The 25,142-nt window shown below is 41.6% G+C and carries 21 protein-coding genes; 6 read left to right on the top strand and 15 right to left on the bottom strand.

The window, feature by feature from the left end; translation table 11 throughout:
- Positions 1-693 (bottom strand): DAPG hydrolase family protein, encoded by a 693-nt coding sequence (locus tag AC4IFT_RS01415; protein WP_490750441.1) that lies wholly within the window; start codon positions 691-693, stop codon positions 1-3.
- Between the two features lie 92 nt (positions 694-785).
- Between AC4IFT_RS01415 and AC4IFT_RS01410 the strand changes: the two genes are divergently transcribed.
- Together AC4IFT_RS01410 and AC4IFT_RS01405 are read left to right on the top strand one after the other, a co-directional pair.
- Positions 786-1,427, top strand: a complete 642-nt coding sequence (locus AC4IFT_RS01410) for a TetR/AcrR family transcriptional regulator (protein ID WP_490750440.1) — start codon at positions 786-788, stop codon at positions 1,425-1,427.
- Positions 1,428-1,555: 128 nt separating this feature from the next.
- The gene (locus AC4IFT_RS01405) at positions 1,556-2,197 is read left to right on the top strand and encodes an NAD(P)-dependent oxidoreductase (protein WP_490750439.1); all 642 of its coding nucleotides are present in this window, start codon (positions 1,556-1,558) and stop codon (positions 2,195-2,197) included.
- A gap of 100 nt (positions 2,198-2,297) precedes the next feature.
- On the opposite strand, the gene iolB is transcribed toward AC4IFT_RS01405, so the two are convergent.
- The 4 genes from iolB to AC4IFT_RS01385 all read right to left on the bottom strand — a co-directional run bounded on the left by iolB (position 2,298) and on the right by AC4IFT_RS01385 (position 7,294).
- Positions 2,298-3,128 (bottom strand): 5-deoxy-glucuronate isomerase, encoded by an 831-nt coding sequence (iolB, locus tag AC4IFT_RS01400; protein WP_219246428.1) that lies wholly within the window; start codon positions 3,126-3,128, stop codon positions 2,298-2,300.
- 178 nt (positions 3,129-3,306) lie between these two features.
- A complete protein-coding gene (gene iolE, locus AC4IFT_RS01395; protein ID WP_219246425.1) occupies positions 3,307-4,200 on the bottom strand; it encodes a myo-inosose-2 dehydratase in 894 nt (297 codons plus the stop codon).
- Positions 4,201-4,230: 30 nt separating this feature from the next.
- Positions 4,231-6,135 (bottom strand): bifunctional 5-dehydro-2-deoxygluconokinase/5-dehydro-2-deoxyphosphogluconate aldolase, encoded by a 1,905-nt coding sequence (locus tag AC4IFT_RS01390; protein WP_490733704.1) that lies wholly within the window; start codon positions 6,133-6,135, stop codon positions 4,231-4,233.
- A 25-nt stretch (positions 6,136-6,160) separates the two neighbouring features.
- Positions 6,161-7,294, bottom strand: a complete 1,134-nt coding sequence (locus AC4IFT_RS01385) for a Gfo/Idh/MocA family protein (RefSeq protein WP_490750438.1) — start codon at positions 7,292-7,294, stop codon at positions 6,161-6,163.
- Between the two features lie 419 nt (positions 7,295-7,713).
- Between AC4IFT_RS01385 and AC4IFT_RS01380 the strand changes: the two genes are divergently transcribed.
- Positions 7,714-7,998 (top strand): helix-turn-helix domain-containing protein, encoded by a 285-nt coding sequence (locus AC4IFT_RS01380; protein WP_490750437.1) that lies wholly within the window; start codon positions 7,714-7,716, stop codon positions 7,996-7,998.
- 67 nt (positions 7,999-8,065) lie between these two features.
- Here AC4IFT_RS01380 and AC4IFT_RS01375 read toward each other — a convergent pair whose 3' ends face one another.
- The 5 genes from AC4IFT_RS01375 to AC4IFT_RS01355 all read right to left on the bottom strand — a co-directional run bounded on the left by AC4IFT_RS01375 (position 8,066) and on the right by AC4IFT_RS01355 (position 15,330).
- A complete protein-coding gene (locus AC4IFT_RS01375; RefSeq protein WP_206082750.1) occupies positions 8,066-8,494 on the bottom strand; it encodes a PTS mannitol transporter subunit IIA in 429 nt (142 codons plus the stop codon).
- Positions 8,495-8,548: 54 nt separating this feature from the next.
- Positions 8,549-9,955 carry a sugar porter family MFS transporter gene (locus tag AC4IFT_RS01370; protein WP_219246419.1) on the bottom strand — a complete coding sequence of 469 codons (1,407 nt, stop codon included), beginning with the start codon at positions 9,953-9,955 and terminating at the stop codon, positions 8,549-8,551.
- Positions 9,956-10,368: 413 nt separating this feature from the next.
- Positions 10,369-11,355 (bottom strand): inositol 2-dehydrogenase, encoded by a 987-nt coding sequence (iolG, locus tag AC4IFT_RS01365; protein ID WP_206082752.1) that lies wholly within the window; start codon positions 11,353-11,355, stop codon positions 10,369-10,371.
- A 513-nt stretch (positions 11,356-11,868) separates the two neighbouring features.
- Positions 11,869-13,806: a 3D-(3,5/4)-trihydroxycyclohexane-1,2-dione acylhydrolase (decyclizing) gene (gene iolD, locus AC4IFT_RS01360; protein ID WP_490733711.1), complete on the bottom strand. Its 1,938-nt coding sequence runs from the start codon at positions 13,804-13,806 to the stop codon at positions 11,869-11,871.
- A gap of 12 nt (positions 13,807-13,818) precedes the next feature.
- A complete protein-coding gene (locus AC4IFT_RS01355) occupies positions 13,819-15,330 on the bottom strand; it encodes a CoA-acylating methylmalonate-semialdehyde dehydrogenase (RefSeq protein ID WP_490733713.1) in 1,512 nt (503 codons plus the stop codon).
- A gap of 393 nt (positions 15,331-15,723) precedes the next feature.
- Here AC4IFT_RS01355 and AC4IFT_RS01350 point away from each other — a divergent pair, with 393 nt between their 5' ends.
- On the top strand, positions 15,724-16,560 hold the full coding sequence (locus AC4IFT_RS01350) for a MurR/RpiR family transcriptional regulator (RefSeq protein ID WP_490733715.1): 837 nt from the start codon (positions 15,724-15,726) through the stop codon (positions 16,558-16,560).
- Positions 16,561-16,817: 257 nt separating this feature from the next.
- Positions 16,818-17,813 (top strand): hypothetical protein, encoded by a 996-nt coding sequence (locus AC4IFT_RS01345; protein ID WP_490733717.1) that lies wholly within the window; start codon positions 16,818-16,820, stop codon positions 17,811-17,813.
- A 179-nt stretch (positions 17,814-17,992) separates the two neighbouring features.
- Here the strand turns inward: AC4IFT_RS01345 and AC4IFT_RS01340 are convergent, their stop codons facing one another.
- Entirely contained in the window at positions 17,993-18,247 is a 255-nt protein-coding gene (locus tag AC4IFT_RS01340; protein WP_490733719.1) for a helix-turn-helix domain-containing protein, read from the bottom strand.
- A 912-nt stretch (positions 18,248-19,159) separates the two neighbouring features.
- Here AC4IFT_RS01340 and AC4IFT_RS01335 point away from each other — a divergent pair.
- Positions 19,160-20,044 (top strand): helix-turn-helix domain-containing protein, encoded by an 885-nt coding sequence (locus AC4IFT_RS01335; protein WP_490733721.1) that lies wholly within the window; start codon positions 19,160-19,162, stop codon positions 20,042-20,044.
- Between the two features lie 51 nt (positions 20,045-20,095).
- On the opposite strand, the gene AC4IFT_RS01330 is transcribed toward AC4IFT_RS01335, so the two are convergent.
- The 4 genes from AC4IFT_RS01330 to AC4IFT_RS01315 form a co-directional block, all read right to left on the bottom strand.
- The gene (locus tag AC4IFT_RS01330) at positions 20,096-22,132 is read right to left on the bottom strand and encodes a TonB-dependent copper receptor (protein ID WP_490750436.1); all 2,037 of its coding nucleotides are present in this window, start codon (positions 22,130-22,132) and stop codon (positions 20,096-20,098) included.
- A gap of 175 nt (positions 22,133-22,307) precedes the next feature.
- Positions 22,308-22,748, bottom strand: coding sequence for a DUF2946 domain-containing protein (locus tag AC4IFT_RS01325; protein ID WP_490733725.1), 441 nt, complete (start codon positions 22,746-22,748; stop codon positions 22,308-22,310).
- Positions 22,749-23,028: 280 nt separating this feature from the next.
- Entirely contained in the window at positions 23,029-24,060 is a 1,032-nt protein-coding gene (locus AC4IFT_RS01320; protein ID WP_490733727.1) for a phosphotriesterase family protein, read from the bottom strand.
- Between the two features lie 2 nt (positions 24,061-24,062).
- Positions 24,063-25,028 carry a DMT family transporter gene (locus tag AC4IFT_RS01315; RefSeq protein WP_353242179.1) on the bottom strand — a complete coding sequence of 322 codons (966 nt, stop codon included), beginning with the start codon at positions 25,026-25,028 and terminating at the stop codon, positions 24,063-24,065.
- Positions 25,029-25,142 lie beyond the last annotated feature (114 nt).

The following is a 25,142-nucleotide window of genomic DNA, read 5'->3' as shown; positions in this document are numbered from 1 at the left end:
TTACCAAGGTAGAGGGGCTTTCTCATTATTCGCGTGTTCCCCGTAATATAAAGACGGTAAGAAACGCGATAGATAGGTAAATTCGTTATAACAATGGCGCATTAATTCAAGGCCAATATGGTCGGGCAATTCATTCACTGGGTCTGTTAATGAAGCGCCCAGTAAAAAACGACTCCGCAAAACGCAACCAAACTCAGTGTCTCGCGTAATGTGCATCATTTTGCCATCAACAGGGTAGCCTTCGGCATCCATCAACACATTGTCCCCAAAGCCAATTGAAGCGCAGACAGCCCCTGAGATTGATTGGTTTTCAATCGCTTGTTTCAATGCGTTCGAATCAAAAAAGTCACTGGCTTCGCGAAATTTCAATTTAGCCGCAACAGGTGGAATTTCTCCCAATGATTCAACTGCATGAATTGATGCGCCAATGTAGCTCTCCCCTTTTTTCCATTTGTCATCCCAACCATGATGGGCGACATGGTCATGGGGGTGCCACCAGCGAATGTGCTGAGTCGTTTCAAAAAACGTAAACCACCACTCTAACATTCGGCCTTTACAACCGTGTAAGTCCGTTCGGACTGCAACAGTGAGTAACCCATTTTCATCCCTTTCAATCCCCATCTCTAACCGTAATGGTGCGGGTAACAGTAAGTCATTCACATTTTCAACGGCCCAAGCTGTATTCGTTTTCATTTTTCACCTCAATTAGGAAACTTTATTTGTTTCCTAATTATATTTGAGCTAAAATACGCCTAAGTCAAGTACAAAAAAATAGAGCGCCATTTATGCAAAAAAATGAACCAAGCAAATCAACACGCGGTAGACCCAGTGTTCCTGAGGCTGAATTAAAAGAAAAAATTATTCAGGCCACTGCACAATCGCTCCTTGAGGAAGGTTACTTATCCACCACCATTGATACAGTGGCAAAACGCGCAGGGGTGGCGAAAAAGACTATTTACCGATTTGTGGATAACCGCGAAACGTTAATTGAAATGGTGATTTTGAGTTGGACCGACAGCTTTGTTCCTCTGTTTGAGCAAGAAGCACAATCAACTGATAACTTTTTTACCTTACTCACTCAAAACATCAATGCAATTGCACAAAAAGTTTTGTCTTATGAAGCTGTTGGGCTCTTTCGTTTATTGCAAACCGATTTCAAGCAAAAACACATTTTGCTCGATAAATACCAAAAAAGTGGCATTGAACGTAGCCGCCAACTGTTGGCACAGTGGTTAGTTCGTCATGAGAAAAAGCAGCTTATTAAACAAGCAGATTTTATGGTACTCAGCGATTTAATCTTATCCATGGCCATTGCTGAGCCATTGCGGCAAATTTCCCTAGGGCTCTCCCCTGCGGGGTTAACACCCACACTCGAAGCAAGAACGGAACATGTCGTTGCCCTTTGCAAACACGTCTTGCACCCATAAAACTGGCGAATGATGTCAAGAAAACGCACTAAGTACATTCCGCGGAAGATAAATCTGCCCTATACTTTAATTAGATGATATTTACAAAATCAATCAAACAACAGTGTGTCACACACTAGGGGTTCCGTATGAAAATATCGATCATTGGTGCGACCGGTTTTGTGGGAAAAGCATTAGTTGCAGAAGCGCTGCACCGCCATCACCAAGTGACTGCCATTTCTCGCCATAGCAACACCCTGCCACAACATGCTCATTTGATAACAGAATCTGGGGATATTACCGATGTCGCGTGGCTAACATCTCGCCTGAAAGGCCAAGATGTGGTGATCAGTGCGTTTAACGGCGGCTGGCAAAATCCGAACTTGTACCAAGACACGGTCACAGGGAATAACGCTATTTTGCAAGCGGTACAAAAAGCTTCGGTAAAACGCTTTATTGTGGTCGGTGGCGCGGGTAGTTTAAAAATTGCCCCTAATATGGATTTAATTGATTCGCCTGATTTCCCAGCCGAAATCAAACCCGGCGCACAGGCAATGCGTGAGTTTAAAAACCAGTTGCAAACTATCGATACCCTTGACTGGACTTATGTGTCCCCCGCTGCCATGTTAGAACCCGGTGAACGCACAGAAACGTTCCGTTTGGGTGGCACTGAATTATTGATGAATGGCAATGTGCCTGCGAAAATTTCTGTGGAAGATTTTGCCGTTGCTATCCTTGATGAAGTCAATAATGCCCAATTTGTTCGCCAACAATTTACAGCGGCTTATTAATGACAGATAAAAAAGCCGGTAAATAATTTACCGGCAAAATAGATAACAGATTTGGTGCTTATAACTTTATTCACGACTACAGGTGACTACAGGTAACAACTTACTGCGCTTTGTGCTTGGCGGCATACACGTCACTATTGACCCAATTATGGTCTTTTTCCCATGTAAATAACCACTTACGTGTTGGTCCTGCCATCACATTCAAATAGTAGTTATCGTAGCCTGCCATCGTTGCCATTGGGTGATACCCTTTTGGCACCATAACCACATCTTTGTTATACACCGCCATACATTCGTCTAATTCACGGTCGTCAGTGTAAACACGCTGCATACAGAAACCTTGGGATGGGTTCAAACGGTGATAATAGGTTTCTTCTAAATAGGTTTCATTCGGTTCATTATCGGTATCATGTTTATGGCTTGGGTATGAACTGGTGCATCCCTCATCCGTAAACACTTCCACCACTAACAAACTGTCTGCGGCTTTATCATCAGGCAAAATATTGTGGACATAACGTTTGTTATAACCATGACCACGTTGTTCTGCACCAATATCATCAGGGCCAATTAAACGGGTTGGGTAAGTGCCTTTGCCTTTCGCACTGCACACGGCAAGCTCTAAAGCCGTTTCAGCTTTAACTTCTGCAAATTCTTGCGCCGTCACATACACCGCATACGGTTTTTTACGCTCAAATGGATCCATGCGATCGCCAATATTTTCAAACGTTTGATCTGGCGTTTTGATCGTCGCCTTACCTGCCACTAAGACTAAACACATTTCGTTTTCAGACGCAGGTAAAGAAATGGATTCTCCTTGTTTCAGTTCATACACATCAAAGTGTACATATCCCCAGTTGGCAATCTGTGGCGTGATATGCTGAGTACGCTTATGTGCATCTGGAGCATGATATTTCGACAGTAATTTTGACATAACTTTCCTCTAGCTTTTTTCAGGTTGTGACCGTTGTTCACAACCTATTTTATTAACTTTTAGCGCATATCTAATATGCGTTTGTGATCAAAAGTACCAATCCCTAGAAACGCACAAATCAATATCTAGGGATGGTAAACGAGACCAACAACATCACAGACTGAAATGTGACGAAGGTTTAGATGAGGCCTGCGTCTTTCGCTAACTTGTGTAAATTGTTATATCCTAAAGTCGCATACGTCAGTGGATGCGCAATTGCCGGGTCTTGCTCCGCTTCTACCACTAACCAGCCATTTTCATATTGGCTATTTTTCAATACTTTGAAAACTTCTGGGTAGTTAACACAGCCATCACCCGGTACGGTAAAGACCCCTGCCAGTACCGCATCTAAGAAACTCGTTTTACGGTTTTTCACATCATTGAGCACATCGGCACGTACGTCTTTGCAGTGCACGTGGTTGATGCGTTTTGCCCAACGTTTCGCGACTTCTACAGGGTCTGCCCCTGCAAATGTTAAGTGACCTGTATCAAGCAATAAACCGACTTCATCACCCGTATATTTCATTAGGTTATCCACATCTTCAGCCGATTCAATCACCGTCCCCATATGGTGATGGTAGGCAATTTTAACGCCTTGAGATAACGTATATTTCGCAAACTCTGTCAGTTTTTTACCGTACTCTTCCCATTTGTCCGCTGGGAACAGTGGGCGCATATGCACGGGTTTGTTTTGATCCCCATGAATACAATGGGTAACCTCAGCAAACACCATCACTTTAGCACCAAGGTCACGCAATAACGCTAAGTGCCCTTGCACAGCTTCAATTTCTTCTTCTACACTGCGGGTTAATAGCTCCCCCGAATACCAGCCAGAGACTAATTGTAAGTCGTGCTGTTTTAAAATTGGCCCTAAAACATCGGCTTTACGTGGGAATTTGTTCCCCAATTCAAAGCCAGCAAACCCTGCCTGACGGCCTTCGGTCAAACAAGTTTCTAGTGACGTTTCCGCCCCCAGAGTGGGTAAATCATCATTGGTCCATGTCAAAGGGTTGATACCAAGTTGGATTGCCATGATGAAGCTCCTGTGTAGGTAAGAGGGATATTATTTACGCTGACGCCATAGGGCAATCAGGTTTAAATAGTTTGTTTTTATTTTCTGCACGAGTTCGTCATCATTCAGCTCACCTTTCATCCATTCTAAAGAAGGTTTACCGAACAACGTACGACCCACTGCGAATCCTTTAACGATTGATTTGCCTGCGGCGGCATTAAAGCCTGCTTGCAGTTCGTCTTGCGGCGCGTCTAGCCCTAATAACACGACTCCGCGGCAATACGGGTCACGCTCTTGAATTAAGGCATCCACCGCATCCCAATTTTCGGCTTGCAACGGTGGCAGCTTCCACCAATCGGGTTTAATGCCTAAGTTATAGAAGCGCTTGATGGCACGTAAATACAGCTCGTCAGTGCGTTCCATGTCCGCAGGTAAAATCACTTCAAGCAATAACTCATGGCCTGATTGGCAACATGCGCTGTACACCTCTTGCACCGTTTTTTCTTGCTCTAAGCGCAGCGGGTGGTTGTCTTCTGGGTGGAAGAACACCAAACATTTTACGATATGCTCTTTCGGCCAACTGATCAGCTGTGAACCGATATTGCCATGTTCTAAGCACAATGGTCTTGATGCAGGTAACTCGATTGGACGGCCAATCCACCAGCCACGCCCTGTTACGTCGTTGAGCACATCTTGCCCAAAGGTACTGTCACACAGCAAACCCGCTTTACCTTGTAAATTCGCTTCTTGCGACACTTCAAGACTGGCACGGAAAATCAGTTTTTTCAGATGCGGGATGCAGGAAATGTCGGCTCCAGCAGCGCGTGCCATATCCACAAATTGGATGCGGTGGTCAAATGCCATCACACACAGTTCGTTCCATTGTGTGCTGCGTGTCGTCACACGGTGTAAGTGGTTTAATACTGGGTCGAGGTCTGGGCGCGGCACTGCCGCTGCACGCTCAAGGTAGTTATCCAACTCAACCTTCGTTGGCATTGCTGGCGCACAGCCGTGGCGTGAAACCACCAGCGCACCACACGCATTGGCGTAGGCACAAGCTTTTTCCCAACCATCTCCATTTAGATAGCCCCGCAACAGGCCAGACATAAACGCATCACCCGCGCCTAACACGTTAAGAACATCGACTCTAACACCGTGCACTGTAATGCCTTCGTCTAAAGTCTCTGGGATCGCACCACTAAATACCGAGCACCCTAATGAACCGCGTTTACACACTAATTCTGCATCCGTTAATTTGCGGATATTTTTCAGTGCTTGGATGGTATCGGTTGTTCCTCCTGCAATGTGAAACTCTTCTTCGGTTCCCACAATCAGGTCAAACATCGATAATACGTCTTGCAGTTGCTGCGTTACACTGTCTGAGGCAATAAAGCGTGTTTCGCCATCACCCAAAGAGGTTAACCCCCATAACACCGGTCGGTAATCGATATCAATCGCGGTTTTCACATTATTGCGTTTCGCATATTCCAGCGCTTTTAATACCGCCGCGCGGGTTTTCGGGTTCGATAAATGCGTACCCGTAATCGCTAAGCAGCGGGAAGAGGCAATATAGTCTTCCGTGAAATCATCCGGAGTAATGGCCATATCAGCACAATTATCACGGTAGAAAATCAACGGAAAAGTATCTTGGTCTTTGATCCCTAAGATCACTAATGCGGTTAATCTGTCTTTGTCCGTGATCAGGTGGCTGGTATCGCACCCTACGCGTTGTAATTCCTCGCGTAGAAAGCGCCCCATATGTTCATCCCCCACACGGGCTAACATTGATGATTTCAAACCTTGTATTGCTGTACCGAATGCAACGTTACCTGATGAGCCGCCTAAATATTTGGCAAACGTGCTCATATCTTCTAAACGAGAACCTATCTGTTGTCCGTACAGGTCAACGGCAATACGGCCCATACAGATAACATCTAACTTCTTCTGCTTATCCATTAATTACCCCTTAACTACAACAGAATTAATTGATTTCTTTTACTTTGACCCAGCGCTGCTCTTCATAAGAGCGGGCGATGGCATCTAAAATACGCGATACTTTCCAACCTTCTTCAAAGTCTGGCCACATGCCTTTGCCTGTCGCGACACCATCAATTAAATCGCGTACTTCGACTGTTTTTTGATCGTTAAACCCAATTCCATGACCTGCACCGCCGCAAAATGGCGCATAATCTGGGTGCTCAGGCCCAACTAAAATAGTTTTAAACCCTTGGCGGTTTGATGGCTCATCATGGCGATACAGTTTTAATTCCGCCATTCGCTCTTGGGTAAATGACAACGTGCCTTTGGTGCCCGTGACCACATAGGTCAGCCCCATTTTGCGGCCAGATGCAATGCGAGAAGTTTCGATAACCCCCATCGCACCACCCGCAAAACGCACCATCGCATGAGCTTGGTCTTCATTTTCTACCGCAACCATCACTGACGAACCTGCTTTTTCTGGACGTTCTTTGATGACTATCTCCATATCGCCACACACCGTTTCAATATCGCCCACTAAATATTGCGCCATATTGATGATGTGAGCAGATAGATCCCCCAACGCACCCAACCCTGCCTTTTCTTTAAAGCAGTGCCAATGAATAGGTGCCGTTGGATCAGCCATATAGTCTTCATTATGTGTGCCGTAGAAATGGATCACATTGCCGATTTCGCCATTTTCGATGATCTCTTTTGCTAATTGCGCCGTTGGGTTTTTCATATAGTTAAACCCAACCAAGGTTTTTACGCCGGCTTTTTCAGCCGCGGTAACCATCTCTTTTGCATCGTGGGAATTGAGGGCTAGTGGCTTTTCACAATAAACATGTTTGCCATGTTTAATCGCTTCCATCGCCATTTCTTTGTGTAAAAAGTTAGGAGAACAAATATCCACCACATCAATATTTGGATCCGCTACAAGTTTGCGCCAATCATCCGTTGAACGATTAAACCCCATTTCTTGTGCACGAGTTTGCGCAAGCTCTGGTGTCACTTCCGCAATCATTTCACGAACTAGCTTTCCTTTTAGTGGGAAAACCGTTGATGCTTGTGCATAAGCAATCGCATGTGCGCGCCCAATGTAGCCTGTTCCAATCATACCAATACGGATTTCTTTCATTTGTTCTCTCCCTCGCACATTCTGTATGGCGCAATGGCTGTCCCAATGCTTTATTGAATACTTTTGATTTGATAATACTGTTATACGGAATATTTATTTCATTTTCAATAAAGTTAGAAATATTAATTTCATTATGTGATCTGGCATAGATTTTTCTGTAATTTACTAATTTATAAAGAATTAAAGGTTTAAAAATTCTATTTCACCAAATAAATAGAGATGAGAAGTCCAATAAAAAGACACTAAATGAAATGAAAAATGAAATAAAAGGAGATGTGTTTGGTATTGTATGAGTTTTAATTACACTTATAGCTTAATTAAACTTATAGCTTCATTTAACTCTTGAGTATCATTATTTTCTCTTTTACTGTCAGCTATTTTAACTTCAGCTGCAAAGCGACTAGAGGAGATGCTAAACGATGAGTAAAAAATCAATTGCTTGGGAAGATGTTCTCAACGATATTTTATCTGATCCAGAAGTCAACGCCATTTATGAAGCCGAATTACGCGCAGAACGAGTCAGAGAACAATTACTTGCATGGCGCTGCTCTGCGGGGCTAACGAGTTCTCAAATTGCAGCACGATTAGGCATTTCCCCTTCAGCCGTATCGAGAACCGAAAGGCATGCGGAAAAAGCAACAATCGAAACACTAGCTCGCTATGCCGCCGCATGCGGTATAAAAAAACCTAAAATTATGCTGTAAACTCAGAACATTACGCCCACCATGCAAATCAGTACCGCCATGGTGAGCGCATTTATGAGCTAGAACATTAACGATGAAGAATGCTCAAAAATTCCTCTTTGCTTGAGGTCAGTGACAGCGCATTCGCAATAAATTCATCACTAAAAATCAACGCAATTTCTCTGAGCACATCAATATGCTCCCTTGATTTTGCGATAACGCCAATGGCGATGAACATCACATTTGTTCGGTCCCAAATTACCCCATCAGGAAATTGAAAAATCTCCACACCACTGTGCAAAATAATGTCATTCGCCGATTTTGGTAAGTGTGGCAAGGTAATGCCATTGCCTAAAAAGGTCGAAATTTGCTGCTCTCGCTCTGTTAAAAAGTGGACGCAATCCCTATCGACATAGCCTTTTCGTTTAAATTCAGCGCCAACCATTTGCAATACTTCGGCTTTGTTTCTCGCTTGGCAACCTAAATGTAGGCTTTGTGTGGTCAGTTGTTCAATCATATTCCACCCTCTTGTAAATTTATTAGGTGCATTCACAGAGTGAATGCACTGTAATTACATTGATGACAATTCTTCTTCCAGCTGTTCCAGAGATTTGTTTGATGTTTCAGGCAATAATTTCACCACAAACACAATGGCGAGGTAGTTTATTACCGCGAAAATCAAGAATACTGGGCCTAATCCAAGCTCTGCCTGTAACACTGGGAACAGGTAACTGACAATTGCGTTCATGATCCACATAAAGAAAACAGAGATCCCCATAGATAACCCACGAATTTTCAGTGGGAATAGCTCGGCTAATACAACCCAGGTCAGGAAGCCCATTGTTCCTTGCATTACCCCGACAAACACCGCACCCAATAACCAAATTAAGGTCGCTTTCACATCCCCCGTTAAGAAGTAATCCGTTGCAGCGATTAATAAGTGCAATGAGGCCATTAAGGCGAAACCACCCACAATCAGGGTTTTACGTTTGAAACGGTCAACTAAGAAAAGTACCCCGATAACCATACCACCAACAGAGAACACCCCGTTAAGTACGTTGAAAACTAACGATGTTTGCTCAGAAAAACCGGCTGTTTTTAGGATTTCAGTCCCGTAGTACATGATCACGTTCACACCCGTGGTTTGCTGCAATGCTGCCCACACCATACCGATGAGAACTAACTTTAAAATCCACGGAGTATTGAGGATAAGGGCTAAATTTCGTTTGTTTGCATCCGGGTTTTTCTTCGCTTCTGCCGCTTCAACGTCTAACAGCGTCACGATGTCTTCGTACTCTTGTATTGCACGTTTTTCAGGGCGAATTTGCTTTAAAATCTTTAGCGCTTCTTCGCGGCGATTTTTGCTCATTAACCAACGTGGGCTTTCAGGGGCTTTCCACATACCAAATAATAAGCACAATGCAGGAACAGCTTGAACGAGCAACATATAGCGCCAAACGTCGGGTAAATGCCCCCAAATAGAGCCGATAATGGCATTAATCGCAAATGCGGCTAGCTGCCCAATAACAATGGCAACCTCATTGAGCCCAGTGAGTTTTCCCCGCATCTCTGTCGGGGCAACTTCAGAGATAAAAGTCGGCGCTGTGACAGAAGCACCACCAACAGCAAAGCCAAGGATAAACCTCGCCACTAATAAGACTTCAATATTCGGCGCTGCCGCGGATAAAAATGCCCCGAATAAGAATAAAAAGGAGAGATAAAGTAAGTAAGTTCGTCGACCTACATAGTCAGCAACACGCCCACCACAAACACTACCAAGGGCTGCGCCCACTAGCAGGACGCTCATCACTAAACCTTCTGTGGTCGGTGTGAGCCCCATATTTTCTTTTAGTGATGAAAATGCGCCGTTGATAACACCAGTGTCATACCCGAAAAGTAATCCACCAAAAGTGGCAACCAGTGTAATTTGGTGCAACCTTTTTCGCTGTTGTTCGTTGAGATTCATTATTAATGACATATTATTACCTTATTATTTGTATCATTATGTCAGTCAAAAAATGCCTTTTCAGTATTTAAGCAAATGCCTTATGTAAGGAATTAAATAATGAAAATATTTTTTAACACGCTGAATTGAATCACTATTGAATTAACTTTTAATATGCTTTTAAATTAACCTACGAGAGGAAAATAAAACTAAAATAAATAAATACAATAAGTTAATTAAATAGAGCAAAAATAAGATTGTAAAAGTCCCTCAATCTATATCGGAATATAAAAAGTCTGTAGAGTTTTTTATTAAGTACAAAACTTATTTTTTATATTTAATTGATGTTTGAATATCATTAAATACTTTTAGGTTTTGTCTGCGGACGAAATTATTTTTCGCCCGCAAATTTGTAATCGAATTTAAAACACGTTCAAAGAAACAAACTACAACTTAACTTCTTTACCTGATTTCAGTGACTCAAGTGCTTTATCCGCTAAATACAGCGCTAACTCACCATCTGTTCCTGTCGTTTCTGATTGTGCACGACCCGCTAAAATGTCCACAAAATGCTCCCATTCTGCCTTATAAGCTTCATGGTAGCGTTGCAAGAAGAAATACTCTGGTTTTGCAGATAATGCCCCTGCTTCACTTAACAATGAAACGCTGTTTTCTTTAATGTTCCCAGCGGTTAACAAGCCTTTTTCACCATGTAATTCAATGCGCTGGTCATAACCGTAGCCAGAACGGCGACTATTGGAGATGGTCGCCATCGCACCCGATGGGAATTTCAAAATAATAAATGCCGTATCGATATCGCCCGCTTGACCAATGGCAGGGTCAACCACATTACTGCCTTGTGCGAAAACTGAGCATGGCTCTTCGCCAATCATAAAGCGCGCCATATCAAAATCATGGATAGTCATGTCTCTGAACATGCCGCCCGATACTTTGACATATTCTGCTGGTGGAGGTGAAGGGTCACGCGAAGTAATAATTAAGGATTCCGCTTTACCAATTGCGCCTTGTTGGAATAAATTTTTCAGGTGGCGAAACTGTGGGTCGTAACGGCGGTTAAAACCAATAAACAATGGTACATTATGTTCTTTAACGCTTTTGATACACTGCTTAACACGCTCTAGGTCAAGGTGAACTGGCTTTTCACAGAAAATCACTTTTTTATGTTTAGCAGCAAGCTCGATTAAATCAGCGTGGGTATCTGTCGCAGAAGCAATCAAAACACCGTGAACATTCGGGTCTTGCATCGCTTCTTCTGTCGTTTGCACTTTTGCTTGGTATTTTTCAGCCAAGGCAACCGCGTTGGGTTGATAAGGGTCGATAACAGAATAAAGTGCGGTTTCTTTATGGCCGGCAATATTAACAGCATGAACCTGTCCGATACGTCCTGCGCCGAATAGTGCTATATTGAACATTCAAATGCTCCTTGATACTTTAAATCCACTATTTGGATAATATGAAATATACCAAACAAAACGTTCATTTCAATTTATAATTTTTTGGAAATTATGTTTTTGGGCTCTAGGTAACAAATGTTACATTAAAGTGGTTTTTTAGTGTTATTTAGATCACAAAACAATAATGCAACCTATCAGTATTTGACAATAAAGTCTGCGTTCCATATCCCTTTTTTAATTCATCATCCCTTTTCCCGACTCAACAAAGTGATATTTCGAAACATACGTTTCTATTTTTTAATTTTTAAACTATTAAAACCATAAAAAAAACCCAGCAAAAGCTGGGCATAAATAGATAAAGCTAACGCAAATGTTAACCACGTAGAATATAAAATGAAACGCAATCCTTGCTAAATTTCCAATAACGACCCTACCTGACGATGTTGATGCCCCTTATAGGCATAGCACCCAAGAGTGCTTCTCGGCGGTTAACTACCGCCGATGACCATTCAATGAGCAACTAAACATTCATTAATAAAGGCGAACGTTGTTCTCAACCATCTGTTTAATACTTTCTGCCGCAGCAACAATTTCTGGTTTCTCAGATACTTGAGCCGTACCTGTTCGCCACCAAGCCTCATAACCATTTGTCATTGTTTTTGGCAGTACTTTAATATCAATCAATACACAACCTGGATGATCTTTAGCGCTCTCTAGGGCATCTAAAAGCTGGGCTTCATCGTGTACGCGATAACTTTTGCAGCCATAACTTTCTGCGTTTTTCGCAAAGTCCACTTTCACTAATGGCCCATCCATTAAACCCGTTTGTGGGTTTCGATGGCGATTCTCTGTGCCAAAACTCCCCATACCTTGGCTCATCTGTAAGTTATTGATGCAACCAAACCCTGCGTTATCAAACAATAAAATCGTGATTTTAATGTTCTCTTGGATAGCCGTTTGTAACTCGCTATGTAGCATCAGATAAGAACCATCGCCAACCATCGCATACACAGGTTGCTTAGGTGCCGCTATCTTGGCACCGACTGCCGCCGCAATTTCATACCCCATACAAGAATAACCGTATTCCAAATGGTAGGTATCACGCTGTTTTGGTAACCAAATACGCTGCAAGTCACCGGGTAATGAACCCGCTGCGCCCACAATGATGGCGTTATCTTCCATATGTTGCTGCATCAACCCCAGCACACGGGTTTGCGTCAACTCACTTCCTAGCGCCTTACGGTATTCCTCGAGCTTATCATCAAGGTGCCCTGCAATTTCAGGAACAAAATCTAATGGCTGGTACTGAATACTAAACAAGCGGTCGAGTTCCTCTTTCCACTGCGCTTTCGCTTGTTTTATTTCATTACCCCATTGACCTTGATAACCTGTACCTTTCAGTTTGGCATCAAGTGCTTGCAGCCCTTCTTTTGCATCTGCCACCACTTTTAATGCATCCAATTTGCTTGCATCAAACTCGGCGACATTGATGTTTAAAAATTTAACCTGAGGGTGACTAAACAACGACTTCGACGCCGTTGTAAAATCAGTAAAACGGGTGCCGACACCTATAACAAGATCAGCCTCTTTCGCCAGTAAATTCGCGGCTAATCCCCCAGTCGTGCCAATCCCCCCCATATTCAGTGGGTGGCTCGCAACAATGGCGCTTTTCCCTGCTTGGGTTTCCCCAAACGGAATGTGGTAATCTTCAGCGAACTGCACAAATGCATCATGCGCTTCAGAGTAACGCACCCCGCCACCACAGACTAACAGTGGTTTTTTCTTACTTTGAATCAGGGCAACAGCCTCTTCGATACTCACCGTTGTTGCAGGGCGACGTTCGATGCGGTGAACACGTTTTTCAAAGAAATAATCAGGGTAATCCCACGCTTCACCTTGCACATCTTGCGGTAAACAAATGGTTACAGCCCCGGTATCCGCAGGGTCAGTTAATACTCGCATGGCATTAACCATTGCCGCCATCAATTGTTCAGGACGCGAAATTCGATCCCAATAGCGGGAAACAGGACGGAAGCAATCATTGGTACTGATTGTGCCATCACCATATTGTTCGACTTGCTGTAAAACAGGGTCAGGTTGGCGAGTAGCAAATGTGTCACCCGGTAATAATAACAATGGGATACGATTCGCCGTGGCAGTCGCGGCAGCGGTGATCATATTCGCCGCACCGGGGCCGACTGAAGAGGTAACAGCAAAAATTTGTTTACGTTTCTTTTGCTTAGCAAATCCCGTCGCAATATGCGCCATACCTTGCTCATTACACCCTTGATAGACACGCAGGTGGCCAGGTGCTTCTTCAAGCGCCTGCCCTAAACCTACAACGTTACCATGGCCAAAAATCGTAAATACTCCCTGAATAAACGGATACTGCTCACCATCGACATCAACATATTGTTGGTTAAGAAACTTTACCAATGCTTGAGCTGTAGTCATTTTCTGCTTATTCATTTGGGTCTCCATTTATTCCATGGTTGGCATTGTGAAACTACTTTCATGATGCTCTAAGCGCACACTAGCAGGCCAACGGCTTGTCACCGTTTTCATGCGAGTATAGAAGCGAACACCATCATTTCCATGCACATTTAAGGGTCCAAAAATAGAACGTTTCCATCCACCAAAGCTGTGGAATGCCATCGGAACAGGAATTGGAATATTGATACCCACCATTCCCGCTTGAACATTCTCTTGGAATTCACGAGCTGTTTCACCATCACGGGTAAATATTGCGGTTCCATTACCATATTCGTGCTGGTTAATCAGTTTCAAACCAGTTTCAAAATCTGGAACACGGACGACAGCAAGCACCGGTCCAAAAATTTCTTCTTTATAAATGTCCATTTCAGGCGTGACATTATCAAACAATGTTGGCCCAACGAAATAGCCATTTTCAAAACCTGTCACTTTAAAATCACGACCATCAACTAACAGGGTTGCACCTTGTTTTTCGCCGCTAGTTATATAATCACAAATTTTAGCTTTATGCTGTGCAGAGATAACTGGCCCCATGTCATTTTCTTTGCCTTCAGTGATACCTGGGCCAACCGTCATTTTGGCAATTTGCCCTTTCAGATTAGCAATCAACGCATCTGCGGTTTCATCACCAACCGCTAATACCACTGACAACGCCATACAGCGTTCACCCGCAGCACCAAACGCTGCGCCCATAATCGCATTTGCGGCCTGCCCCATATCTGCATCAGGCATTAAGATACAATGATTTTTTGCACCACCTAACGCTTGGCAACGCTTACCATGAGCAGATGCAGTTGCGTAAATATATTCTGCAATAGGTGTTGAACCGACAAAACTGACCGCTTGGACTTCCGGCGCTGTTAATAAGACATCAACAGACTCTTTATCCCCTTGTACAACGTTAAAAACGCCATCAGGTAAGCCCGCTTCTTTAAGCAGTTTTGCCAATGCTAGTGCTAAAGAAGGGTCTTTTTCAGACGGTTTTAAAACAAAGGTATTCCCCGTTGCAATCGCTACTGGGAACATCCACATGGGTACCATTGCTGGAAAGTTAAACGGCGTAATCCCTGCACACACCCCTAAAGGTTGCATTAATGAATGGCTATCTACGCCCGTTGCGACATTGGCTGAGTGCTCACCTTTTTGCAGATGTGGAATACCACAAGCAAATTCAACAACTTCCAATCCACGGGTCAATTCACCCACTGCATCGGAGAAAACTTTACCGTGTTCTTTTGAAATTAAACGCGCTAAATCATCCATATTGTCTTCGAGTAATGCTTTAAATTTAAACAGGATGCGTGAACGTTTTAACGGTGATAATTTTGCCCATTTTGGGAATGCTTTGTGCGCAACTTCTATGGCTTTTTTCGTTTCATCGGCACTGCTAAGTCCAACTTGTGCAATTTGCGCCCCTGTTGCAGGGTTAAATACTGGCGCAAATCGCCCGCTTTGACTGGATACGATTTCACCACCAATGAAATTATGAATCTGTTCCATGCTGCCTCTCTTTAGCTGATAGAGTTACCTTGTGTTACTTAATGTATATGAAATATTCATTTCATTTTCAATCAAATTTGAAACAACATTCAATATATGTGATCCAGCCAAAGTTTTTATGAAATTTTTTATTCACTTTAGAGACGCTCGTTTCAAAAACCGCTTTAATCATTAATTGCCCCAAGAACAATCAAACTTATGGGGTTAAATGGGGCTGTTCTCCTGTATTCAATAAAAGAAATACGTGAGATAACCCATTCAATTTGTTGAGTGAAATACCCAGTAATTACAATAAATGATAAGAAAAGACAGGATCGTATGAACTGATTGTTTCAAAAAGATTCGACTAACGGCACAAAACAACTACAATTAGAGCCAAATCATGGAGGTTATATGTCAAGTGCAGCAAATTTAAATGAGTTTCAAGAGCAAGTTCGTGCTCGGTACGATGAGTTAAGTAAACGTCTACAACAAGTCGCAAGATACGTACTCGATAATACGAATAGTGTCGCCTTTGATACGGTTGCGGTTATCGCTAAAGAGGCCAATGTGCCTCCATCTACCTTGATCCGCTTCGCCAATGCATTCGATTTCAGTGGCTTCAATGAAATGAAACAACTGTTTCGCATGAATTTGGTCGAGGAAACCGCAAGCTATACAGATAGAGCAAGGCTCTTTCGTGAGATGGATAGCGAGCAGGAGTTAAGTGATGATCCAGCACAAATTTTAAAAGAATTTGCCCATTCAAACGCACAAGCGTTGCAGCAAATGGCAGCAAGAACCCCTGCTGAAGATATGGAAAAAGCCGTTTCATTATTAGCCGATGCCCAGAATGTCTATATTATAGGGCTGCGTCGTTCTTTTAGCGTGGCAACTTACTTAAGTTATGCTCTCAGCCATTTAGAATGTCGCCCGGTGTTAATTGATGGTCTTGGTGGAATGTTTAAAGAGCAGATCAGCCGGATTAGCGAAAATGACGTCGTTATATCGATCAGTTTCACACCTTATGCCTCAGAAACAGTGATGGTAAGTGAAAAAGCGGCTCAGGCAGGAGCAAAGCAAATTGTGATTACCGATAGCCAAATTAGCCCACTCGCCAGCTTTAGTGATGTCTGCTTTGTAATTAAAGAAGCCCAAGTTGATGCGTTTCGTTCTCAGTCAGCCACATTATGTTTAGCACAGTCATTAACCGTTGCATTAGCCTACCGCCAAGGTAATAAACTCATTTAGCTAATAATTGCTCTTAACTCACGCCTCCATGGGTTAAGAGCATTCTATTTGCCGATTGTGAACCAAAATTTCTTAACCCACCGCGCATTTTCCGACTCGACAACTTAAATGTGATTTTTCGACATTATTTTCTGTAAATTGTGAGTTACATCAGAAAATACAAATTCCATTATAACATTCAAATGAAATTATTATTCCGTCCTGTTATGTTGAGATTATGTAAATTTCCGACTCAAAACCGAAAATAAGGAAAAAGCATGATAAACACTCACTTCCTTTATTTGCTTGGCCACCTTCGTTTACTCGAAGAACAGCACTCAGTGATGTCTTTGGACCGTACTGGAATTGGTTTAATCGGGACGCATAACCAAAATTTGCCTTATATTCAATCGATAAAGTTAAGCTCACACCACTGCGAGTTAAAAGCGGTTTGCGATATTGAACCGCCATTACCGTCAATGAGCTATTACATGTGTCAAAAGCGCAGAATCGAAGAGTTGATGAATAATGATGATATTAATTCCATCATCATGACATCAGTATGCAGCGATGAATTACTAAAATTCACGATAGAGCGAGCTATTGATGCAGGAAAAGATCTCTTACTCAATAATATTCCTAACTACAGTGAGTTAGAACTCAGTGATTTACTTAAACGCGCCAAACGTAATGGCGTGTGCATTAATTACAACCCTGTACTTTCATTTGAAGATGCGTTCACTCAATTAAAAACGGCTTTAACAATCAGTAGTGGTTCCGAAACTGGCTTGCTAAGGCTTTCGGCACACCGAGTGATTGAGCCTGAAAATAGGCTACCTTTTAATACGTTACGTAGCGTATTAACGCAAAAAGTTGCATTACTTTTATCATTATTACCAGACTTCTCGCTAAGCGAGGCTTCCGTTCAATACTCCCACCCGTTCGCAAAAATGGAAAATGGTGACGTCATTATCATCAACCTTCGCCATAAAAGCGGACTACTCGTTTCATTTGAGCTGTTTTTTAATACCGGAAACATCGCTGATAAAATTTCACTTAAACAGTGTAATCACAGTTACGAAGCTGAGAGTAAACTGACTATTAGCCAAGAAAATCAAAACATTAACGAGGAAACCTCCATCGTTAAGCAACTTGACCAATTTATTCTAAAACTCCGTAATGAAGAAAAATCATTTCAAATAAATCACTGGTTACAAGCAAATAAACTCACTGATGAAATAATAAACCTGCTGACTAACAATGATTTTATTTAGCATAAATCTATTTGTAAATACTTAATGATGTAAAGGCTATTTGCTTTCATATTTCATAACTCATTGAATTTATATAATGTATTTTAAAATAATACATTTTATAAAAATGAGTACCATGACATACATTATAAATAAATCTAATTAATTAGCTTTCCAATAACGATTAATAAGATAATAAACTAATGTAACGTACTACGAGCACCACTATTTGTGTTGACTACGCCATATAAAAAGCTGGCTGGTTCTAAGTTAAATAAATATGCAAATTGAAATAATGAATCAACATCAATACAACTATCACCTGTCTCAAAACGATTCATTTCATCTTCAGACACACCAATTAATGTTGCAGTTTGCTTAATTGTCATTTTATGACTCTCACGTTGCATTTTAATTTTCAAGCCTAACATTTTTGCGATATTATCTTTGCTCATAACTTTCCCGATAGATTTAATAACATTACTATTAATGGATGCGTAAATTATCATTACCATTAAATATATAAATTGATTTATGATAATAAAATTTCAGTTAAACACGTCAAAATAAGACTATTAACTTATAAAAAAATAAAAAATCAAAGCCCATCCAATTGAAATAAAACAATTTTTAAATTTACATTGTTACATTTTAAACTTGAACAACATCACAATTCAATAGCAAAAAAACACATAATGAACATTCTTTTTCAGAATAATCCAATAATGTCATTCTGTTTTTGAAATTGATTTTTAATTAATTTAAAATTCTAGCTTATTTTTTTCATCTTATAAAATCAATCTGAGCTATTTATTGTTATTTCCTTACATTTATCGTGTCAATTTATTGTCAATTGTATCATTTAGTTTCCACCTTCAGAAATTAATCAATAAAAACAAGCTAAAACTTACCTTAACCTACTAATCATAAAAAACCAGTGCATCGATAAAAAATCATCTAAATAATCCAAATGTTTTTCTCTTTAAATAAACATAATAACATTTACCACACTATATCTTTTTTAAATAATCATTAAATCACCATCTAATATTGATGATTTATGAATTACAGCACTCTTTCTTATTTTACATATTAATTTAATATTAAGATTTATTTTATAAAAAAATTAAACGTTATAGTAATATTAGGCGAACATCGAAATTAACACCGAACATGCGTAATGCATTGATTCCATGTTAAATCAAACCAATAGAAAACTTACTTAACTTCACATCTTTTTAATTAAATTGTCAGTAGACATGTTATCCTATTTAGAGCACTTATGAATACTTACCTAACATTACCCTCTACTATTGATAGTTTTGCATTCTGTTGGTCTTAAGTAAAAGCGAATTGAAGGGATTATCATGCTACAAGAAAGCGTTATCAGAGAAATTATTCTTTGGATTGAACAAAATTTGGAGTCTCGCCTATCCCTTGATACGGTGGCTGATAGGTCAGGATACACAAAATGGCACTTTCAACGCCTGTTTAAAAATCAAACAGGGTTAGCGCTGGGTTCGTATATTCGAGCAAGGCGCTTATCATGTTCTGCGGTAGCACTACGTTTAACCAATGATAGTATCATGGATATCTCTCTTCGCTATCGCTTCGATTCTCAGCAAACATTCTGCCGCGCCTTCAAAAAGCAGTTTAATCTGACACCATCAGAATATCGCAAACGTGAAGGTTGGAAAGTGGATGGTTTCTGCCTTCCACTTCGAGACAGTAAAGAGTTACAAGTGCAGGTGAAGTTAACACAACTTCCTGCAACTCATCTATTAGGTGTACAACACCGCTATACACAAGACATTAATGAGTGGAATCTCAAGACTGAAGAACTTAGACGCCATTACTGGCAGTCATTTCTTGATAAAAACCAATATGTTACTCAGCATTTATATGCTATTCATGGCGTTGACCCGAATGCTAACGAAGAAGGCCGTTTTTTATATACTACGGCTTTAGATGAAAAAGATGTGGATATCGTTCCCGCACAAGCTAAAAGCCTGCAAGTCCCCGCAGGAGATTATTTAGAAATTAAATTTAGTGGCAGCCTTCAAGGCACTGATTACAACGATATTATTTATACTGCTTATGGTAAGGTTTTGGCTGAAATGGATATTGTTCGAGGGGATGGCTCAGATGTTGAGCTTTATGTCCTGAAGTCTAAACCCACTTACGATGACTTTATCAATAACCCATATAGCTATATTCAAGAACTCAATTATTATATACCCGTTATAATTTAAAATGTTCTTAATAACCCGCTAATAAATAGCGGGTTATTTGTAGGCTAGAAATTAAAACGTTACGTTCAGTTTAGCCCAGAACGTTCTGCCCGGTTCATTCACCGGTACGTTAGATGAATAACCAAACCCACTGTTACCCGCTAAATTTAAGTGCTCACTGTAAGTCTTATCAAACAAATTATCGACCCCAGCACTTAACTTCATATTTTCATTCACTTTGTATGCGGTATTGAATGAGAAAATGGTAAAACCTGCACTTTTACTAAAATCTTTCCCCACCACATTGCCGTCGTTGATGGCGACACGACTTTGACGACTGACAACACGCACTAACCCTGTCGTTGTCCAATCCCCTTTTTCCCAAGACAAACCAAAACGGCTTTCAAGTGGTGGCATTTGTGGAAGCGCTTTACCGTCTGTTCTGTTTTCACCCCATGCATAAGCAAGGCTAGCATCGGCTTTCCACTCATCGCTAAGTTTTTGCGCCACACCGAGCTCTCCGCCCATGATCATGGCATTCACATTTTCAACTTGGCTCATCCGAGGATTGCTGGCGCTATAACGGAAAAGAATGAAATCATCAACACGACCTACGTAGGCAGAAACCCACGCATTGGTATTCTCATGACTGAACTTAGCCCCAATATCCAATTGGGTGGTTTTTTCTGTTTTTAAGCTATCAAAAACATTACTTGTACCGTCTGGGCCCATTTTTGGTGAAAACAGTTCCCAATAATCAGGAAAACGCTCGGTATAGCCGACACCTGCATACAACATTACAGGGGTATTTTCGAGGGAATGCTCATAACGAGCGAAACCCGCTGGCATGACGGTATTACGCCCTGAAGAGCCGATTTCCTTATTATTCTCAACGATTACGCGATCCAAACGTGCTCCACTGACAACTTTTCCTTGTGCCGTGGCTTGCCATGTTAATTCGCTAAATACGCCATAATCTTGGAACTGCGCATCTTTCACCCAGCCAGCCGTATTTTTACTGCGGTGCTTGTTAGTTTGCATATCAGCCCCCGCTCGCAGCTCATAATCCGTCCATAACCATGTTCCCATCACACGCCCACCCATGGTTTCACGGTCAACGCGCATTTTCATTGGCATGTTCATCATACTATGGCCGCCATGCCCCATCCCCATATGCCCTCCCATTCCGCCACCTGATGGTGAGCGTAAAGAATAGTTATCCATAATATGGTCGGCATAGTTGTAATAGGCATTGGCTTCTATTTTGTCGAGAACATCGCCGATATTGCTCTTTTCAAATCGCAACCCATAACTTTCACGTTTAAATTGGGAACCATCCATACCACGTCCTGCGTAACGCGCTTCGCCATCGCCTTTACCCGCAGTAAGTTCTAATAGCGTGTATTCATCTGGCGTCCAGCCCAGTGCAATATCCGCGTTCCATTTGTCCCATTTCGACGGAACTTTATCGCCATTACCATCTTTATAATCATTAGAACGTGATTTATTGCCAATAACGCGTAAGTAGCCTGTTTCATTGCCCAAACTAACATCCGCGTTCGTATCCCAGCGGTGATTCGAGGCCGTTAACGCGCTTGCATTCCCCTTCATACCACTTTCAGTAAATAATGGTTTTTCACGTTCAAAACGAATAGTTCCTGCTGAGTTACCCGGCCCCCACAATACCGTTTGCGGCCCTTTAATCATATTGAGCACATCAAAGTTTTCAGGGGATATATAAGATGTTGGTGCATCCATCCTTGATGGGCATGCGCCTAGCATTTCACTGTCATTAGTTAAAATACGCAAACGTGAACCAAACATGCCACGAAATACCGGGTCGCCATTGGTTCCACCATTACGAATTTGGGAAAAACCGGGAATAGTTTTGAGGTAATCAGAACCATCACTGGCAGGAACGGGCTGCCTTGGTGTTTTTGGTGACGTCGTAATCGTTAATGGGGAATCAACAGGTGCAGTCACGATCATGACTGAGCTTTCAGAGATTGGGCTTTGGTTAATATCATTTTTCGCCATCACTGAGGTGGAACCAATCACGCTGATAACCAATGCTGCCGCAGGTGCAAATCTAAATTGTAATGTCTTCATTTATAGCCTGTTTTTTATATCAATAGAAATACTGCCATCGTTGTCTTAGCCACAAAATCGACGCTCCCAATAGGAATACCTCTTGAAAAAGCAATCAAATTCAAGACGCACGCAATCGACTTTGCTGAATAAGGCAAAAATAGAATTATGTTATGAATGTATTAATGATAAAAAATCAGATAAATGGTGGAGCACGGGCTAAACGCAAGGTCCAAGGCCTAAATAACCAAAGCTGGACGCGACGTTCAAATGGCAGGAACAGTGTTAGTGTTGCAAGCTGTCGAATAACAGCGGCAATAAATAAGATAAGAAATGGAAAGTGAACCAATAATTGACAGTAACCGCAGGCAATATCTTCCATCGGCGATTGCCCAATACCCGTCATTAACATGTGATTCATTGCACCACTGTGCTCACAACTTTCAGGCATCAGCATACCTTGATGCGAATGCATCGAATGCTCTGCCATTGCAGTGTTCTCTGTAACGTTATTCGTTGCTATGCAATCATTCATCTGTTCCATCGATTTAGAGATCAATGGCGCAATGAACAACATAGCAACCGCTAATAACGCCAGATAGGCAGCAAGTTGTCTAATTGAGGAGCGCAGGTGCAACGTTTTTCCGTCATCTGGGTACGAATTTATAACGCGCGATTGTATCTTATTTTGATTCTCATTGTTATTGGTATTTGTGGAAAATGTTAATTGAATATAAGTTTTATGCGTGTTTTTAGTAATATACGTCCGATATAATTCAATAGTAAAATCAATCAGTTGAATAATTGATAAGTTATCTCAAGCTCATGAGTGCCCCTTACCAAACTAAAAAAGCAAAAAATGCGGCACTCATTATGAGATGCCGCAAATGTTTTCTTTTCAAATAGAACTAAATCATTTATGCCAATAAATTCGCAGGATTATCAATACAAAGACGGTTGAGCATTGATTTATCAACGCCTTTTTTCGCGAGTAAAGATAAGAAAACATTAGGAACAAATCCCCAACCATTCCCCCCATTTTTAGCCCACATTTGCTTAAGGAATACATCATGGCTTAACACGATTTGCTGGCCATAACCCATCTCAATCAGCTTACACACTGCATCCGCAGTTTCGGTCACTGTGGGAGCAACCCCTTCTTTTGGAAATGAAATATCTAAACCTATCATGTCGAACTCAAGCCATACGCCTCTGTCTAGCATCCGGCGTTGGTAATCAAAATCTTTCCCTGATGGGTCTGAGTGCGCCAATGAAATTTTAGCTGGGTTAACACCCATTTCCTTAATTAAGATATCAAGGACTTCATCACCACGGCGCTGCCAGCCCGGCATGTGAATATTCATTGAGACATGATCATTTGCCAACTGTGCAACGGAAGCCGCGCGTAAACTGTTTTTTTCGCCTTCGGTAAAAAATGGTGAAACACCAATTTCACCAATCATACCCGCACAGATATCGGTTCCATCAATACCAATATTCAGCTCATCATCAATCATTTTAGCCATGGCATCGATATCATTAACGAGGCGATCACCTTCAAACTTTTCGATATATAACCCCGAAGAAGCAACAACATTAATGCCTGTTTTAATCGCCACTTCGCGTAATTGATGGACATCTCGTCCAATCGCTTTTGACCCTGTAGCATCGACTAATGTTCTACCACCTAACTCTTTGAAGTTATTCACTTCATAGATGACATCTTCAATGGGTTTTTTATCCATGTTATCGCAGCAGCAATACGGGTCATGTTTAAGTCCCCATTGGATATCTGCGCTGACTTTTTTATCAACTAGAACATGCGAAAAGTCATAGAATGGCTCATCGACAACGGTTGATAAATCGTTAAACAGATGCTCATGTGGCAATGTCAGTCCCATCTCTTCTTTTTTAACAGGACCCGTCACTGTTTGGATATACCCTTTCATTTTTATACTCCTGCGGCTTTTGTCGCTTTTGCTTCTCTAAACTCAGGAATGGTGGTGATAATCGCCCCCACTAAGGCAAATACGGTACCGATGATAGTGACTAAATAGACGGTATTACCGAGGGATGGTAACAGAAGGTCAATTAATACGGAGCCAAGTAACTGGCCTGCCGTTGAAGCCACACCTAACATCAATAAACCTAAACCGCGAACTAAAATAGCCATTAATGCAATCGACATCAGACCTAATGGGCCACCTAAATACATCCACCAAACACCCGGTAATTCAAGGGTTAGGTGTCCCAATGCCATACGAATGACTAACGCAATCGTTAAAACAGTAAAGCCAACAATAAAGTTCCACGTGATAGAAACCATCATTGAGCCTGTCGCTTCGGCAACTTTAGAGTTACCTGCTGGCTGCCAACCGGCTAATAGACCCGCTAAGAACGGCAGAATAGCTAAATAAATTGCTGAGCTGGAATGCCACTGTGGTGACACCACAAATAAAGTCGCAACAACAGCAAACACCGCGCCTAATACACGAAACGTGGTAAACGGTTTTTTCTCATCGATACCAATACCAAAACGGTCGCATAATAGCCCAGAAAGTAATAATGCGGAGATTAATGCTGTTTGGAAGGTTGCAATCCCTAATGCACTGGCGGATGCCCCTTCAGAAAACACGACCATTGCGCCACATAACCCTGCAAACCAGTTCCACAGCGGAATTTTTTTGTTTTTAATTAAACTCGGAATTGCTGCAAATTGTTGTCGGGTTTGTTTTTTCGCAATAATGATAAAAAACATCACAACCAAACCGCTAGCAAAGGAAATAACCGCGCTCGCATTACCATCTTTTAAAACATCACCGAGCTGCCCATTCACTGCGGATTGCATTGGCGATAACATACCGGCTAATACCGTCGCTATCATTAAAAACGGAGTAGAATAACTTTTAGCACTCATAAAATATTCCTTTTGGATTTTGACTATGAGTCATTATTTTTGTAATCGGCTTACAAAGTGCTGAATAGAATCCAGCACTTATTTTCTTTATTTTTGATTTTTTACTTTTAAATA

The organism is Providencia sp. UF-183 (genome assembly GCF_058246155.1).
This window is presented reverse-complemented; position numbering and strand designations above follow the sequence as displayed.